Annotated in this window: 15 protein-coding genes; 7 read left to right on the forward strand and 8 right to left on the reverse strand. The window is 43.1% G+C overall.

Features of this window, described 5'->3' with window-relative positions; genetic code table 11:
• Positions 1 to 290: 290 nt before the first annotated feature.
• The 3 genes from ACYRY3_RS10555 to ACYRY3_RS10565 form a co-directional block, all read right to left on the reverse strand.
• Entirely contained in the window at positions 291 to 1268 is a 978-nt protein-coding gene (locus ACYRY3_RS10555; RefSeq protein WP_460201631.1) for a ParB/RepB/Spo0J family partition protein, read from the reverse strand.
• Positions 1269 to 1533: 265 nt separating this feature from the next.
• Positions 1534 to 1779: a photosystem I iron-sulfur center protein PsaC gene (gene psaC / locus ACYRY3_RS10560; RefSeq protein WP_009556083.1), complete on the reverse strand. Its 246-nt coding sequence runs from the start codon at positions 1777 to 1779 to the stop codon at positions 1534 to 1536.
• A gap of 721 nt (positions 1780 to 2500) precedes the next feature.
• Entirely contained in the window at positions 2501 to 2665 is a 165-nt protein-coding gene (locus tag ACYRY3_RS10565; RefSeq protein WP_460201632.1) for a hypothetical protein, read from the reverse strand.
• Positions 2666 to 2918: 253 nt separating this feature from the next.
• Here ACYRY3_RS10565 and ACYRY3_RS10570 point away from each other — a divergent pair, with 253 nt between their 5' ends.
• Positions 2919 to 3281 carry a DUF6464 family protein gene (locus ACYRY3_RS10570; RefSeq protein WP_460201633.1) on the forward strand — a complete coding sequence of 121 codons (363 nt, stop codon included), beginning with the start codon at positions 2919 to 2921 and terminating at the stop codon, positions 3279 to 3281.
• Positions 3282 to 3323: 42 nt separating this feature from the next.
• Here ACYRY3_RS10570 and fmt read toward each other — a convergent pair whose 3' ends face one another.
• Positions 3324 to 4322: a methionyl-tRNA formyltransferase gene (gene fmt / locus ACYRY3_RS10575; protein ID WP_460201634.1), complete on the reverse strand. Its 999-nt coding sequence runs from the start codon at positions 4320 to 4322 to the stop codon at positions 3324 to 3326.
• A 470-nt stretch (positions 4323 to 4792) separates the two neighbouring features.
• On the opposite strand from fmt, the gene ACYRY3_RS10580 reads away from it, so the two are divergent.
• From ACYRY3_RS10580 to ACYRY3_RS10595, 4 genes are all read left to right on the forward strand, one after another.
• Complete coding sequence (locus ACYRY3_RS10580) at positions 4793 to 4945, forward strand: hypothetical protein (RefSeq protein ID WP_460201635.1); 153 nt, start codon at positions 4793 to 4795, stop codon at positions 4943 to 4945.
• Positions 4946 to 5466: 521 nt separating this feature from the next.
• Positions 5467 to 6810: a hypothetical protein gene (locus ACYRY3_RS10585; RefSeq protein WP_460201636.1), complete on the forward strand. Its 1344-nt coding sequence runs from the start codon at positions 5467 to 5469 to the stop codon at positions 6808 to 6810.
• A 682-nt stretch (positions 6811 to 7492) separates the two neighbouring features.
• Entirely contained in the window at positions 7493 to 8914 is a 1422-nt protein-coding gene (locus tag ACYRY3_RS10590) for a hypothetical protein (protein ID WP_460201637.1), read from the forward strand.
• Positions 8915 to 9432: 518 nt separating this feature from the next.
• Positions 9433 to 9726, forward strand: coding sequence for an Ig domain-containing protein (locus tag ACYRY3_RS10595; protein ID WP_460201638.1), 294 nt, complete (start codon positions 9433 to 9435; stop codon positions 9724 to 9726).
• Here ACYRY3_RS10595 and ACYRY3_RS10600 read toward each other — a convergent pair.
• From ACYRY3_RS10600 to ACYRY3_RS10610, 3 genes are all read right to left on the reverse strand, one after another.
• A complete protein-coding gene (locus ACYRY3_RS10600; protein WP_460201639.1) occupies positions 9617 to 10798 on the reverse strand; it encodes an ARPP-2 domain-containing protein in 1182 nt (393 codons plus the stop codon). The two genes, ACYRY3_RS10595 and ACYRY3_RS10600, sit on opposite strands and share 110 nt — an antisense overlap.
• A 63-nt stretch (positions 10799 to 10861) precedes the next feature.
• Positions 10862 to 12295, reverse strand: coding sequence for a hypothetical protein (locus tag ACYRY3_RS10605; protein WP_460201640.1), 1434 nt, complete (start codon positions 12293 to 12295; stop codon positions 10862 to 10864).
• A 265-nt stretch (positions 12296 to 12560) separates the two neighbouring features.
• Complete coding sequence (locus ACYRY3_RS10610; RefSeq protein WP_460201641.1) at positions 12561 to 12944, reverse strand: alr0857 family protein; 384 nt, start codon at positions 12942 to 12944, stop codon at positions 12561 to 12563.
• Positions 12945 to 13133: 189 nt separating this feature from the next.
• Between ACYRY3_RS10610 and ACYRY3_RS10615 the strand changes: the two genes are divergently transcribed.
• Together ACYRY3_RS10615 and ACYRY3_RS10620 are read left to right on the forward strand one after the other, a co-directional pair.
• Positions 13134 to 16079 (forward strand): HEAT repeat domain-containing protein, encoded by a 2946-nt coding sequence (locus ACYRY3_RS10615; RefSeq protein ID WP_460201642.1) that lies wholly within the window; start codon positions 13134 to 13136, stop codon positions 16077 to 16079.
• A 69-nt stretch (positions 16080 to 16148) separates the two neighbouring features.
• Positions 16149 to 16382 carry a hypothetical protein gene (locus ACYRY3_RS10620; RefSeq protein WP_460201643.1) on the forward strand — a complete coding sequence of 78 codons (234 nt, stop codon included), beginning with the start codon at positions 16149 to 16151 and terminating at the stop codon, positions 16380 to 16382.
• Here the strand turns inward: ACYRY3_RS10620 and ACYRY3_RS10625 are convergent.
• Positions 16358 to 16630, reverse strand: coding sequence for an element excision factor XisI family protein (locus tag ACYRY3_RS10625; protein WP_460201656.1), 273 nt, complete (start codon positions 16628 to 16630; stop codon positions 16358 to 16360). The genes ACYRY3_RS10620 and ACYRY3_RS10625 overlap by 25 nt on opposite strands.
• Positions 16631 to 16677: the final 47 nt, after the last annotated feature.

Here is a 16677-nt window from a genome sequence, read left to right on the forward strand (position 1 = left end):
TTTATCTATTGACATTAGTACAAACACTGGATAAACTAGTAGTCTTATCTACTACATCATCAATAAATCACTTTTATTAAGAAGAAAAATCAACTCTCACAAAATCGTATTGCGCTCATAAGTTATTTAGCTTAGCAAAAATAACTGAAATGTTTATTTCTAAAGATGGTTCAACCATTTAGTTCTCCAAACACATCAAAAATTAACTTCAGGTAACTTTGATTTCTGCAATAGCTTCTTCTAAGTAATGTCAATCCTATTTCTCTTTCACAAAGACCATATCAATCTTCCTACGTTAGCAGCGCTTCCATCTGTGCCAACAAAGATTCTAGTTTCTTCCGTTTGCCAGGATTATCCAACACCTTTGACTTTTTAATTTTTTTGTAGGTATCCTCCATGCGCTTAGTCAGTTCCCCGCTTTCAGACGAGGGTTGGTAAGCCTTTACCCATTCTCGGATTTTGCTCAGGCTCAGATTTTGTGTCAGCGCCTCTTCTAAAAGAGATGTACGGTCAGGTAAGGACTCTATCTTAGCTATCTCCTTGGCTTTAGTATATTCTATGCTTCCAGAGCGCAGAACATTTAAGATATCACTGGGAAGGTTAAGCAACGGCAGCCTGTGGGTTCTAAATGCCTCAGGAGTCATAGTGCCAATGCTTTTAAATATCTCTTCCACTAAGAGCTGCTCTTCTGGGCGGACATCATTGTCCGCTAAACCTCGTTTGACTTTCGCTCTTTTATTAAGCAGCGAGATAACTCCTGCCCTATCTGTTGACAACCTTAAAGCCAATAAATCTAAAATCCCTTCTGTCTCCTCCACCGGGTTCAAGTCCTCACGCTGCAAATTCTCAGTTAGGGCATACTGTATTGCTTGAGTATCAGACATTTCCCGAATGGTTGCAGGCACTTCAGTTAAACCGACATCCTTTGCCGCCCTATAGCGCCTCTCGCCAGCTACTAACTCATACTTATCACCCACAGGTCTTACCAACAGGGGCATTAAGATACCTTCGCACTTGACTGATTCTAACAGCGATCGCATAGCCTGTGGGTCAAAATAACGTCGTGGCTGACTGCTAGGCATGACAATCCTATCCAAAGCCACCATCTTTGCCGCTGCTAAAGAATCTTCCTTCTTATCCACAGGTTCAGAGGTCGTAGCCGCCACTGAGGAACCTTCTTCTTTCTTTTTAGCAGGATTTTTCCGGGGAACATTTCTCGGCTTTTTTGTTGTTGCAGCCGAGCGTTGGGTGGTTTGTCTGGGGCTCACGTTCAACCTCCGTACAAGGTGCTATTCAGTACAAGCGTGCAATCTCTAAGCACACATTGCTCACACCATTTTTTAAATATAGGACTACTGTTTAACCCAGTATAGTTACTAGGATAATGGTAACGTTTTAACATAAAAAATGGTGAAAACATGATTGGGCATCGAGCATCGGGCATTAAATTTATACTCAATACCCAATACCCTATGCCCAACGATGCTAAAGTTGCTTGCTATCTAGAGTTTGTACTGCTAGTTTCTGGACAATTTAGTAAGCTAGACCCATACTGCGAGTGGTTTCAGCGCCCAAGTAAACCCGGATGCTTAAAAAGTCAGTGGGGCAAGCCGTTTCACACCGCTTGCAACCCACACAGTCCTCTGTACGGGGTGAAGAGGCAATTTGACCCGCCTTACAACCATCCCAAGGCACCATTTCTAGTACGTCAGTGGGGCAAGCGCGGACACATTGTGTGCAACCAATGCAGGTATCGTAGATTTTTACGGTATGAGACATTGAAAAAAAGCTCCTTTCAGAGTATTTTTCTGGTGCTAAAGAATCAGAATCATGGCTTAGTTTACCGCAGTGACTTAGCGTCCGTAATTAAAAGGCTACATAACTTCAAACAATGTAATAAGCACTTTGATATTGCTCGGGGTCTGGAGTGACTTTCAAGAGGATGTATAAAGCTGACGAAAGACTTGTGGCGGCTGGTTTCCAGCTTTTAATTTTTGGCTTTTGTCGCCTTCTGTTGGCATATAAGCTGCTTTACAAATTGCTCTAGCTTTTCTGCTCTCTAACCCAAAGATTGGATTATAGGTATTTATGAAGAAAAAGTCAATCAGAAAAAGCTAGAGAGCCGCGTTAAATCCGGCACTGAGCGGTTGGCAAGCGTGCTATTAAATCAAAATTAAGTTTCTTGAAATATATCGGATTTTAAAAATTTGTAATTAAATGTAAAGATGATTCTAATAATTTAGGGTTGCTATAGATAAACACAAAGAAATTGAATTATTCATCAAAATGACTCACTTCCTGCTAGAAGATTACCTCAAGACCTAGACGTAGGTAGGGTTAAAGACCACCAGAAGCTAAGGTGAGCTGTGCCTCCCTAGCCCTGTCAAGGTGACTGTAAGTACGCGAAACCCTCATGTTTCCGTTGAATTATCTTCGGCAATGGGGAAAGCCCTGCCTTCGGCGATCGCGATGGTCAAGTCTCATTAGATTTTTCAGATTATTAAGGAAATGAATTTACGGTACGAATTTCATTTGCAGGGATGTAGTGGGCAGTGCCTACGAGTTGAGGTGTTGGGGATGTGGTGGGCAGTGCCCACCCTACTTGGGGGAGGTGGAATTTGTTCGTTGGTAAGATGTCAGATTCTTTTACAGAGTGTAAAATCATATTAAGAAGTGATAAATTCTGGTGACTGCTCCCCAAGCCCTTTTCTGCTGTTCGGGAAGAGGGTTTATGGATGGTGTTTGTTGTCTTCCTGCTTTGGTGGTAAAAATCAAGAGGAGATAAGTATAAATATGTATTTACGCGAAGTGCTTTTTTACAATTTATTAGTAAATCGTTAACTATAACATAAACAAAACTAGCCGACATGGGCTTGTGCGTTACCATCCTATTAATGTAAATCTCATTACAAATATTTATGGAACCAGATTCTCTACCAACTGAGGTGATTCTGACGCATCCGCGTCAGACAATCGGTAGTGTACTGCTCGATTGGACTCCACAACCGGGAAACTATCTTGACCTTGAAGGAAAAACTTACGCAGTTTTGGAGCGTCGCCACCGCTATCAGTTGAAGGCGGGGCGCTATCGTTTACAGAAAATTGCCCTTTACGTGCAGTCTGCAACCCGTCCAAGCGAAAAGAGTTTTGTAGGAGGACGCTGGGTGATTGGGGATGCGACCTGCTGCTACAATGCTCGTTCGGAAATGATTCGCTGTGCTGTTAACCCAGAAGGACCCTGTGAGACTTGCCGCTACTATGAAAGGATGGAGCAGGGGTGAAGTGTCGTAGTATCAAGTTATTAAGTAAAAATTTTTCATTCTTTAACCTTCAAACTTCTCTCCTACTGCTAAACGGGTACCATTGACAAAATCCCAACCTGATTGAGGACGTTTGCCTGCCGGTTGAACTTCTCTTAATAGCAGTAAACCATCTCCAGTTTGCGCGATCGCTCCTATCCCCTTGGCAATGCTAACAACTTCCCCAGGATTACCCACAACTGTTGATAAATCGGGCAATTTAGATTGTATTTCTTCTATTTCTGGTGGTCGCTCATACCCGTAAGTAGAGCCAAGGGGGACAGTGGCAGTGATTTTCAGGGGTTGATTGCGAAAGGTGGTCATGCAGTCAGGGTAAAAGCCTCTGATTTGATTGTGTAACTGTATAGCACTTTTTGACCAATCCAACCTATAATCTTCTTTTTTTATTAATGACGCATAAGTGGCTTGAGAATTATCTTGGGGAATCGGTTTTATTTCCCGATTTTTTAACTTTAATAGCGTCTCTACCAATAAGTCTGCACCCATCACTGCTAGCTTTTGTGCTAAGTCATGGGCATTTTCCAAAAATCCTATCGGTGTTGTAGCGGTTAATAACATTGCACCAGTGTCCATTCCCGCATCCATAAGCATTGTTGTAATACCGGTTTCAGTTTCACCGTTATACAAACACCACTGAATGGGTGCGGCTCCCCGGTACTGAGGTAAAATTGAACCATGTACGTTGATACAACCCAATTTGGGCATATCTAAAATTTCTTGAGAGAGTATTTGCCCGTAAGCCACAACAACAAATGCGTCTGCACCAGATTCTCGGAGCTGGGTCAAAGTTTCTTCATCTTTTTTCACCCTTTGAGGTTGCCATACAGGCAAATTTGCAGCAGAGGCAACTGTTTTGACCGGAGAGGGTGTTAGGGTATTACCACGTCCCCGTCTTTTATCTGGCTGAGTCACAACTGCTAGAACTTCAAAGTCTGAATGGTTCAGCAGTTTCTCTAGAGTAGGTACGGCAAAGTCTGGAGTTCCGAAGAATATGATTTTCATAGGGTCATTGGTCGTTGGTCGTTGGTTGGTGATGAAGGGGATACTTGGATGGGGGTCGGGGATCGGGGAAAACGCTGCCCACAATCGACGATCTTTTAACCTTCAAGAAAAAATGTCAATCGCCCACCATTCCACCCTAACTTTTCCCCTCACCCCTAACCAAACCCCTTTGGTTAAGCCTTATTAGCGAATAGTCAAGAATTCCTCACTATAAATTCAGAGGGATTGGCTTTTGGCTGTAGGATTGAGCCGATTATTGAGTTTTTATCGACAAATTTCTTTGATTTTCCAAACAAAAGTTGCCTAAGTAGGGTTATAATGAACTCGCTGGAACAAAGCCAGCAACCTATGCATCTGCTTGAGCTAAGTCTAACTGATGGGCAGTTGTCTGTAGTGCCTCTCAGGGATCAACTCGGGGTCTTGAAGCAGAGCTTTGAGGGAATGCCTTAATTGTTTAAGTGCAGAACTCAGTGCAGGATGTTGCTTTGCGCCATGCTTGTTCGATGGGACAAGCTTTGCGAACAGCGATCGCACTTGGCTTAACTTCTATATATTTTAGAACTCTGCGTCTATACCAAACTGCCAAACCAGAGATGTGTTCCCTTAACTGTTGTAACTGGTAATCGGTTTTAGCAGTTTTACTTTTATGTCCTTTCTTCGGTTAGATGCCAGAAGCGCTCGTTAAGTAAACTTAGCGATGAGTTTCATTTGCAAAATTTTAAAGTAGTGCCATACTTGTACCGAGATCGGTATTTATGGTGTGGTATCAACCTATAAACAAGTGATTGCCACTCCTCGCACTCAGACTGAGTAAGCACTTGCTGCGAGTATTAGTATTCAAGCTAGTACGGCGATACTCATTGAACTACACCCGATTTGGGTATTGCTAGGTGCGATCGCTAGCATGGTGTAGAAAGTTATTTCTCACTTAGTCTGTACAAATATCATACTAACATCTTCTCGGAAAACTCAGTAGCAACGATGCGTAGTTAAAGATACTCAATTTTGTAAAGGTATGCGAAATTTGAGTAAACGACCTCGTTAAAATAGAGAGTTCCTTGTTATACATATTATTGATAGTTAGACCGTTTGCTGTAACAGGCGCTCCTCCTCACACAGCAACCGCCCTTTAGAGAGTCAGAAAATGCTAAAACACCTATTATTATTAGAACGGTTATCCATTCAACCATTTCAAAAATATATAATTTTTGTTATGCTGATCGCGCCTTTATTGGCGGCGTCCGCTCACTCTACCTTGGCAAAACAAACACAAGCAGCTAGAAGCAAACCCGTAATTCCAGAATCTAATGCTGTAGCATCTGGCTCGGTGTCAATGGAAACGACTGCGGTAGGCGAACTAAATTTAGATGAAGTATCAAAAATATCTCAAGACACCTTTGTTTCTAAATCACTATCCATACCGATATCCATAGCTGCACTTAACCAAGCCCAACTACCAGACCGTGAACTTGAGGGGTTAATACTTGAAGATGATTCTCTGTCCAGAGAAATTGCAGCACCTGATGAAGAACTACTAGCAAAAGTGGAACTTGCTCCAACGCTCGTCCCACAGCAATCTCTGAGCGAAAACTTTTCCGAGCGCCAATCAGATGTGGTGCAAAGATTGAAAGCCGCTAAGATGAAGTCTCAGGCAATCTTCAATCATGATTCTGCCTCCAAACAAGTTTTGACTGCCGAAGTGTTACAAACAGCTAAAGTTGCGCCTTCGATAGATACCTTAAAATCAGTTACCGCAGTCCCTGTGGTTGAAAAACCACCAGAAGGAGCTGAAGTACAAGTAGATCCTATAGGTAGTCCTCATGCCATTCCTTGGCAATGGATACAGGTTACACAAGAGACCATTGCTTCAAAAGGTGCTTCTGGAATACGTTACTATCGCAGCGTACCTGTCATCTCTCCAGATGGAAGATACGCAGCTTACAGTCGCGTGCAAATAGAAGTTAAACCAGAAATGCACAATAGCCGCGTGAGTAGCATTCTCTTTGTAGAAGATAGACAAACTAAGAAACTGCGAGTGATTAGTTCTACTTCTGCCTTAAACGACCCACTCTTAAAAGTTAATGTCACTGCACCCAATAACGATACACAAGGAACTATTGGAGTATTGGTTCCTGTCAGCTGGTCGGAAAAAGGCGATCGCTTTCTCGCTCGTAAGTTTGAAGGCTACATGAACACATCCGACGTTACAGATCGTGCTGTCATTTGGGATTGTAAGAACGGTCAGTCGCATTCCGTGACACCTTCTCAAGACCAATACAAGCATGAAATTGCTGTCTTGTTAGGTTGGAGTAAAGCACAACCCGAACAGGTACTATTCCGCGCTGGTGAATTAGGCGATGAAGCATGGCCTCTCGTGACAGTTGGCTATGATGGTACAACCGTAGCTGCAACCAGCACCGATCGGGCAGTGACCTTTGGTGAAAAAGTAAAAGAGATTTGGGGAGACCCTCCAGTCGCCTATAGGTAGTTTTTGAACTCTCCACACTTTGAAAAACGCGGATTTTGAACAGTTGTCACTGCGCCGGATTTGTCCCACGTAGTAAGGTTAGTTTTTTGGCATCAAATTGATATGGTGAATAAATTAAGTTTCACCTCAAAACCGGGCAAATTCTAAACCGCCGCTTTTCAAAATTATTACCATTAACATAACCGTAGGGGCGAACGGTTGTTCGCCCCCGGTTGTTCGCCCTCTCATGTGTATTGCACTTAAGTTAAAAAATATAAACATTTCTGAAATTCTGACAATTAACAAATGACAAAGAATAGCTTTAGCCAGTTAATTTTATTGACGCAACCTACTTAAATTTATGAGTGGCTGCGGTCTGCTGAAGGCAGTAGGGAAGCTATCGGCATAAATTGTCAACTTCTACTTTTTTTGCAACAAGAGCACAGCAAAGCTACATCAGGCTAGTGGCTGGTATTAGAAACGTAAAGGAATTGAACTTGCCTTCTAGAGAAGATTTTGCTATCACAGCATTTGTAGGCGAAATGCTACCACAGTCTCTGGTTTTAAGTTTAAGCTAGTGGATTAGAAACTTAACTCGTAAAGCCGCAGTACTACGGATAGATCCAAAGAACAGCGGTTTGATAACACCAGAAACTAAAAGCTAGGGCTTCCGGGAAAATAATTTTCGGTAAAGATTACAGAGATGAATGAAGCTGATACTCCGAATAATGAGGCTTTTGTTGAACCATTAGAATCGAGTAACTCGCCGTCACCGGAACAGGGGAGTTGCCCGTTTTACTCTGTCTTGGTTAATGAAACAACAGCCATTGCGAAAGTTCCACTACTAGCACCTGCCCAAGATAAGCAGTGTGAGAGCGCAATTTCATCAGACGATGCTCCTCAGGAAGACTGGGTAGCAGAGCCCGATCGCGAAAAACAGCAGGCAATAGACTCTGAATTCAAGAAATTATTGGCATTGAACGAAGAACTGCGTTCCACCAATGATGACTTGTACGACCAAGTACAGAAGCTCCAACTTGCCCTAGCTGAGTCGGAAAAAGCTGTGGAGTGGCAGAAAAAGCGCTCAAGTGTCACAGAATCGATGCTGAACCAACAAGCAAAGGAATTGACTGCTGCCCAAGAGGAAATGCAGTCACTATATCAACAGCTAGAAACTGCAACTGCAACCGTTCAACGCCAAGAGAGTGTCATCGAAAATCACAAAACGCAATTAGAACTCAACCAACAACGCCTTGCCCAGTTAGAGCGGGAATGCTCCCTTATTCAATCTAACTATAACGAACAGTCTCATCAGTTAGTGCAAGCAGAAAATGCTTGTCGGGAGTTACGGACTCGTTTAATGCGACAGCAACGCCAGACTTTGCAATTTAAGGCAGCGCTAGAAAAGTGTTTGGAGGCTCCTGTCCCCAGCTACGATGCCTTGGATGATAGCAACGTACCTAGCAAACCCTCAAAACTCTCCAAGCCGGTGAATTCTTTGTTTACCTACACACAACAACCCATTAAACCTTGGTCAGGAGAACAAGAATCTTTTACAGATGATGATGACGATAATCCTTGGGGAGAATCTTCCGTCACAAGTACCCAAATAGGAAATATTCCCATTAAGAACCAATCATCTATTTGGACCACCGTAGATGACGATGAACCACTAGCCCCAACACAGCCAACTGATACACCAGAAATTCCACCAGTGTCTGTCGTAGGTGCTAGTGGTCTAGAACAGCAATTAGATGATGTCATCCAAATGTTTTTCGCTGCTCATCCTGCACCTGCATCGCCACCCTCCCCTTCAGCAACGAATGCAGATAGCAATCCGGCGGCTGCAGCTATTTGGGAAACAACGGCGACACCTTTGGCAGATGAATCAGAAACACCTAAATCAGCCATTACAAGTAATTCTACTGAGGAAATTAAACAAGATTGGTCAGAGCAATTACCAGTCATCAAACTATCGGGAACTGCTCTTACCCAGGAACAGCTGATGAATGAATCGACTAATTCTAATTCCCCCTCTCCCCTGCTTTATCCGCACCGCCCACCAAAAGGGCGAAAGTCTTTCTCGGCTGTTGAACTGCCGCATTTTCGTCCAGAAGGTCAGTAGTCAAGGGTCAAGTCGCTATCTCCCTGCTCGTAATTCGTAATTATTACCCCACAGAGAAATCTGGGGGCAGTCGCTTTAGTCGCTTTGCCCCAATTCGTAATTCATGAAATTTTTAACTACGAATTACGAATTATTTGGTCAAAGGTCAATAGTCAATAATTAAAAACAATTAAACCAATAACCAATGACAAATGACAAATGACAAATGACCAATGATAGCAAAACGTTGATATCTTTAATCAATTGTTCGCGTTCCTGTTCGGTTTTCATAATTAAGCCTCTTTCAGATTGTTGATTTTGATTAATTTCTCAATTCTATTTTTTAGAATGTTTAATTCAGTTTGGTAAGTATCGCAATCGCTATCAATACCCAAACCAAGAAAACATCTAAGGGCTTTATTAATTATGTCAGATTCAGATATATCTGTAACGGCTTCTAGCTTCTGCTCCAAGTTAGACAAAGAGTTCTCTAACTTTGCTGTCGATTGGCGATCGCCAAAGACGCTGATAACGACACATTGACCTTTTCACTGGTCAGCAAGCCAGAGGGGATGACAGTCAACCCCAGCACGGGAGTTGTGAGTTGGACTCCCAATGGCAATCAATTAGACACTTATAACGTGACCTTAGCTGTAACGGATGGCAAGGGAGGAACTGCACAGCAAGTCTTTAAAGTCAAGACTCAGATGGGGCTTTATCAAATCAACGCTTGCGTGCTTTCTTACGTGCTGCATCGCGCACTTGTTGATTCAGCAAGTAACCAAAACCAGCTTTTTCCATACGGCGCACAAACTCTTCACGGCTATCACTGAGTGAGGCTGCAGTAGCGTCCACATTCCAATTGTGTTCCGCTAATTTGCTGAGCAAGTAAACTCGTCGGGTTTGTGCAGCTGATAGACGGTAGGTTTTAAGGTATTCCAACTCTCCATTCTCTCGCACGATCGCTTCCCCAATATGATTTTCTTCTTTGGGTTTCAAGTTAGAAATAAATCGTTGGAGAAAGAAAGGTTTAGCACTATAAACTATCTTAGACTGAACGCTACATTCTAAAAGCCCAGAAGCCATAAAACCTTGAAATGATGCCCAATCAGAACGCATTGTTTGTATAGCTTGCCTCAAAGAAGCCAAACTATTAACTTTAGACTCATCCACAGAAACATCCATTGGAAAAGTCGTATCGTACAGAAAGCCGTACTGATAGAGCAATTCACCGTAAAAGTCTTCTAGTAAACTCGTATGAAGAAGTCGATAATCTTCTGGAGTGGGAACCACAAATGCTGAGGCAAGGGCTTCTGCAACAAACACCAAAACTCCAACCTGCCCTTCATGAATCTCAAATACCCGCAAAGCTTCTTCTAGCCCAGCAATATAATGCCCACTCACAGATGTTTCAAAGCGGCAACCCAAACCGTAAGAGAGGGCATACTTGGAATATTCACTCCAGGCAATATCAGGACCCGAGAAGAACATCGACAGAAAACCTTCCATCGCCAGGTGTAGGGGTAAAAACCGCAATTGGTTAGTCCCCTCCCGCTTCGCCATGCGATGCATGAGTCGCACAGTTGCACAACCCCAATCAAGACGTTTTCCATCAGATTTCACCATCTGTCCGCCAAAAGTTGCTAGCGGGCTACCATCATTTGTCCAAGACAATACCAGTCCGTGAGGCACATAAGAAACGTACTTCATCCCTGGTTCCGTCATCTGCCCTTCCAGAGAGACGATTGTCATGTCTTCGTTATAATTGCGTTGTAGTAAGCGCAAATCACCACGTACCTGACGGCGCAGCAGTGGTACAAGTCGCACTGTACCCCAAACTTGAGAAGGGGCAATTTCTAGTCCTTTTAAAGATAAATTGGATATTAAGTGAGTTTTTTGTGCCATAAAAATTTTAGATATTTGCTAATGGCTAATTGTTCATTGCCACTAACCACGAACCACTAACCACTAACCATTAACAGACAACAACAATTTCACTCGTTCTGCCAGATACTCTTCCAGTTCTGACAAAGGTGCAGAACCATCAGCAAACCGGGCAAAGCCCAGCATAGTAGGTAAATCCTCCGCATCTCGCAACCCTACGGTAGGAATGCTAGAACTCAGAGAAACCAAAGAATAGTCTTCTGAATTAAAGACAGGATTGCAGTGAACTATGGAGGTGCGCTGCATGGGGTCTAAACGGGTGCGGAAAATACGCAGCAGTTGTGCAGCACCGCAGGGAGGATCGTTCTCACAACCATCAGAAACAATTACCACCAAGTCTGCACCCCACTCTAAAGCATTAAGTAGGGGAGTCCCTAAGTCGGTTTGTCCGCGAGGATGAATGAGTAGTGAATTTTCTACAGGTGCTGTCCAAAAGGCACGGTATTCTTGGGATGCGGCTTTTAATAGATAATTTGTAGCTAATGCTACACCTAACGGACGGCGGCGTTTTTCTGAAGAGCCGGAACTAGAGTAGCTGCAATCCAAAACGGCTGCGACTCGCCCAAGTTTTAGAGGTGCTTTTTTTAACGTAAACCGAGCAGAGTTTTCTAATGCCTCGTTTAAAGTCTGCCATTCCTTTTGTCGAGTTTCCACAGGTAAGGAGAGAATATACAATGCCAGACGAGTTAGGGGAAGACGACCCAAATCGAGATTGATTTCCACTTGTTCGGTACGTTCGGCTGCACTCTGAAAACGCAACTTCTCAGTCAAAGTCATGCGTTGTTGAATGCGAGACAAGAACACTTCACGCTTAATTTGATGTTTTGCAGCCAAACCTTCTGCAATTGTAAAGGGCAAATCGTAAACTGCTTCGGCGCTGTAATGTGCCTGACGAAACTTTTCAAATAACTCTGTTTCGTATACCTTTTGTTTCCAGTTACGGAAAAGAAAGTTACCCAGTTCGCCTTGTAGTTTGAGGTGTGCATGAGACACAATGGCTCTCACTTTTGCCCTATACTTAACAGCATCAAAGCTGATATCTCGGCGGTGCTGAAGATATTCGCGAGCGATCGCACGACTGCGACGGTTATTAATTCGTTGTTTCCGCAGCTGCTGCAACAGTCCCCAAGCGCGTTGAGGTGGTAACTGTCTCAAGGCTGCTGCAATTAATGCACCTTCTTCCTCGCGATGTTTTGGGTTAGTTTCCCGCCCTGTTGCTAACAGTTTTAAAATAATTTGTGCTTGATTAAAGTGATTGATGCCAGCTGCTAAAGTGCGAGCGTATAGCAAACGATAATTACCAAGAATATAGTCATGTAAAAAATCAATGGACACTCGCTGACCGTAAGCATCATCATAAAATTCTTTTTGTCCAGTGCAGGCAAGGCAGGCATTAATAAACATGACTAAATCTTCCCGTGCCACCTGCTCAACTCGATTATTATAGTTAGCAGTCATAAACCCGACATACAACCAATGATATTAAGAGGATGCTGTTTGGGGAAAGGTGGCACGACCAGCTATTAAGCTTCAAAAGGCTTCGTTACGGAAGTCGCGCTCAAGTCCCGCAAACAGCAAGACTGAATATTTGAATATTTTGTACTTTGTTGAAGAGGATGCTGTTCGGGGAAAGGCGGCATGACTAGCTAACAAAGCTGTCACAAGCTAATTTCGGAAGTCATACCAAAGTCCCGCGAACAGCAAGACTGGTCAGTTAACAGGATTAACTTATAACTGATGATTGATAACTGGTAACTGAAGATTGTGATAATTGCTGCAACAGTAACTCCGTAGATGGTAAGAGTTCCGTTACAAACACGCCGATTTCACGTTCTACGTCTGAGGTTAACCACAGACCTTTGAGAACAACCTCAATAAACTCATTATCGCAACGGCAAATTTGCAGGCTATTGTCGCGAGTTGCGTTTTCCATCTCAATCAAGCCAGAAAACTCTGCAGGCAGTAGAAAAGAAGCAGTGCTAGGTTCAATATGGATGCTTGTAGCCAACCGTACAGCCAATATGACTCTTACATTTACCCAATTTTCTAAAGATTCGTTTAAATGCTCTAGGCTAAAATTATCGAGCGTATATGTTAGTTTTAGCATATTGACTTCCTGACATCCTGTTGTATGTTCCTTGGCAGTTCCTTATTTCTATACATCAATGTACTTGGGGCAAATTCCCTAAAGCCAACGAAAGTTTCAACAGCGAGAAAGCCTGTAAAATCAGGGTTGGACTCCTAGGGGAAGTTGTTAAACTTAGGGGATTCCCCGAACTTTTGTTTGACAACAGCAATGGCAAGACCAAGCTACGGACCAGAAGCAAAAAAACGAGCAAGGCGCTTGTTAGAAGTGCTGCTTGCTTATGCTACTGATGAATTGGGAGAGTGCAATGAAGTAGCTTTAGATGCGCTACGCCCCCAAATCCAGACGCGCTGGCAAACAGAAAATCGATTGGTGATCGGAACGAAAGTCAGATATTTGGCGGCGTTGACAGGTGTGGAGTTAGGGCAAATTCCATTAAACGCCGAACAAATTAAGGAAGCCTTGAAACGATTTGAGGATTTCTTAGAGATTTTGGAAGATAACCGTCTATCTCGGGGTGGTTCGGAAACTTGGCACTTTACTTTAAAGCTTTGGTACAACCGTAGGGATAAGGAAGCTAACTTACGGCAATTTGACACGGAATGGGAAAGCCGCCGCCCTGAGAAGTCGAAGCAAGTCACTGGGTACGAGGAACAACTCACTCCCTCACTCCCTCCCTCAGACACTCCCTCCCCCTCCCCCAACTGGCAACAATTATGCCGTACTACCCTAGAGGCGCAGAACCAGAGACGATTGACTACCAACCCACTCACAAGTTTGGATGGGTTGAGTTTTGAACTTGATGAAGTGTATGTCCCTTTGGGATTGATGGAAAGGAAACACAGAGACAGGCGCAGTGAAGACGTTTCTCCAGTACAGGGTTCGCGATTGTACGAATCAGAAGATAGGTTGGTGACTCAGACGTTTGCACCTGATGAATTTCTAGAACAAGTCCTAAGGCAAAGACGAAGCAGGCGCATTGCCATTGTTGGAGAACCAGGTGCAGGAAAAACTACTTTACTGCAAAAAATTGCGTTTTGGGTACTGGATAATACACAAGACCTACCTATCTGGATTTCTCTTGCGGACTTGCAGGGAAAGAGTTTAGAACAGTATCTCCTTCAAGATTGGTTGCGATCGGCAACTCGCAAACTGTATGTTTCTAAAGAAATAGAAGAAGCATTCTGCGAACAGTTCAATGAAGGAAGGGTTTGGTTACTGCTTGACGCAGTTGATGAAATGGCAATGGAATCCAGCCATGCTTTAGTGAAAATTGCTAGTTTCCTAACGGGTTGGATAGCAGATGCAAGAGTTCTGCTCACTTGTCGGCTTAACGTTTGGGATGCAGGAAAAAACGCTTTAGAATCTTTTGATACTTATCGCAACCTTAATTTTACTTATGGTGATTCTCAGACCCCAGACCAAGTAAGGCAGTTTATTTGCCGTTGGTTTCGAGATAATCCTGTATTGGGACAAAATTTGCGAGCTGAGTTAGATCAACCGGGAAAAGGACGGATAAAAGATGCGGTGAAAAATCCCCTGCGTCTAGCACTGATGTGCCGCAGTTGGGGATTGCGGCGGGGAGGATTGCCCAATACTAAAGCTATGCTTTACGAGCAGTTTGTAGAAGCTATATACGAGTGGAAACAAGACCGCTTTCCTACAACTTCTGCCCAACGCCAGCAATTAAATCAAGCACTTGGGGAATTAGCTTTGCAGGCTATAGCCCAGGCAAAAACTAAATTCCGTCTCAGCCATCGCTTTGTTTGCCAAGTATTGGGCGCACCTGATGATGGGATGTTTCAATTAGCACTACAGCTTGGTTGGCTCAACCAAGTAGGCATATCAGAAACTCAAGGGGAAAAAGTCTATGCCTTCTACCATCCCACTTTTCAAGAATACTTTGCAGCACTAGCAATTGATGATTGGCATTTTTTCTTGAATCCTAGCGTAAACACTGTTCCTCCTCAGGTTTCCTCCTTCCGCATCTTTGAACCAGAATGGCGGGAAGTAATTTTGCTATGGTTGGGGAGAGATAGCATACCGCAAGCACGCAAAGAAGAATTTATTCAAGCCCTCATCGAATTTAAAGACGGCTGCGGGGATTTTTACAGCTATCAGGCTTATTTTCTTGCAGCCCAGGGAATTGCCGAGTTTGCAGACTGTTCTTTGTGTTATGAACTTGTAACACAACTTATCAAATGGCGCTTTGGTTATTTCCACCCAACACAACAAAAGTGGTGGCGGTTTCCCTCCCCAATTTTAGAAGGTGCGCGGGTCGCTTTGCTGAAAACTGACCGCAAATGCGCGATCGCAGCCTTAGAAGAGTTTATCACAACCAGCCAAAACGACTTTGACAAATGGAATGCAGCATACAGTTTGGGGAAAATCTTTGACCCAGGAAATCGAATTGCGATATCAGCTCTAGAAGAACTTGTAACATCAATCCTTCATGAAAATTTACGCTGGCAAGCAGCAGATAGCTTGGGAAAAGTTGACCCTGGCAATCCAGTCGCAATTGCAGCACTTATTAAAATCATTGAGTCCACTAAAAAGGATTCAATTCGTAGGAAAGCCGCCTATAGCTTGGGAAAAATTGACGCAGGTAACCCATTAGCTTTCTCCACACTCGAAAAAATTATAAATTCCACAAATCATGAATTTCTGCAACAACAAGCAGCAGATAATTTGGAAATGCTTCGTTCTGGAAAAGCAATTTCCAATCAAGAAATCGGGAGTTTGGAGAATAGAGATAAACCTCCATACCGCAATCCCATAGAAGGCACTGGTGAGAATGCCAGAATGATAACAGCGTTAGTCCAAGGAATTACAGGCACTACAGATGAAGATACCAAAAGACGTAGAGCTTGCAGGTTAGCTAAAGCCGATCCGGGAAACAAAATTGCATTTTATACCTTAGTACATCTTGTGAAATCTGCAACCAGTGAAGTTGTTCGCAAGCGGACAGCAGATAATTTCAAGAAAATTCTGCTTGATGAACAAATACCAGAATTAATTTCACTCTTTAAAAATTGCTTTTCTGATGAAGTCAAAGAAGATGAACTCGATAGATTTCGACACTGTTATAAACTTCTCTGGTATTGTTCTGAAAAAATGAATTACATTGACTTTTATAAAGTTTGGCATCATAAGTAGGGCATTTGCTCTAAGTCAAACGTTGCGATCGCTCCTATGTTGCAGTTAAATGGGTTTCAGAGGAAATTCATGCTGAAGCTCCTGTTAATCCAGATTATCAAGTTTTTTGAATCGATCGCATTACTTGGTAGCATTGCTTTTATTCTTTTCCCGTCGCAAAAAGTGACGGCTCGCCGTCAAGCAACAGTAGAATGGTTATCTACAGCCGCCTTCTCGGAGGGAAAATTTAAACAAGTCTTTGCGCTTTCAGTATTAATTCTTTCCCGTAGTTTGATTTCTCAAGTTCCAAAATCAGTAAATTGACGCACATACGGTTCGTGAAACGCCAAAACAATATCTTGCTTGGGTACTCCCATTTCAACCAATCGATTCGCAATTCCTTCTTCCGTACCATCATGTTGAATCCAAATTCTCCCATCTTTTATATCGAGATGTAGAATACAGCCAAAATCTCGTTTATTTCCCCGCCAACCAACATAAAGTAGTTGATAGTGGTCTTGCTGTTCGTCGAAAATTGTTTGCACCTCATACTCTTCGTAATTTCGTGACATTGAAGCCCGCTTTTGTCGTTCGGAGAGAAGATGTCGAATATACTGCC

It is taken from the genome of Scytonema sp. NUACC21 (assembly GCF_054684315.1).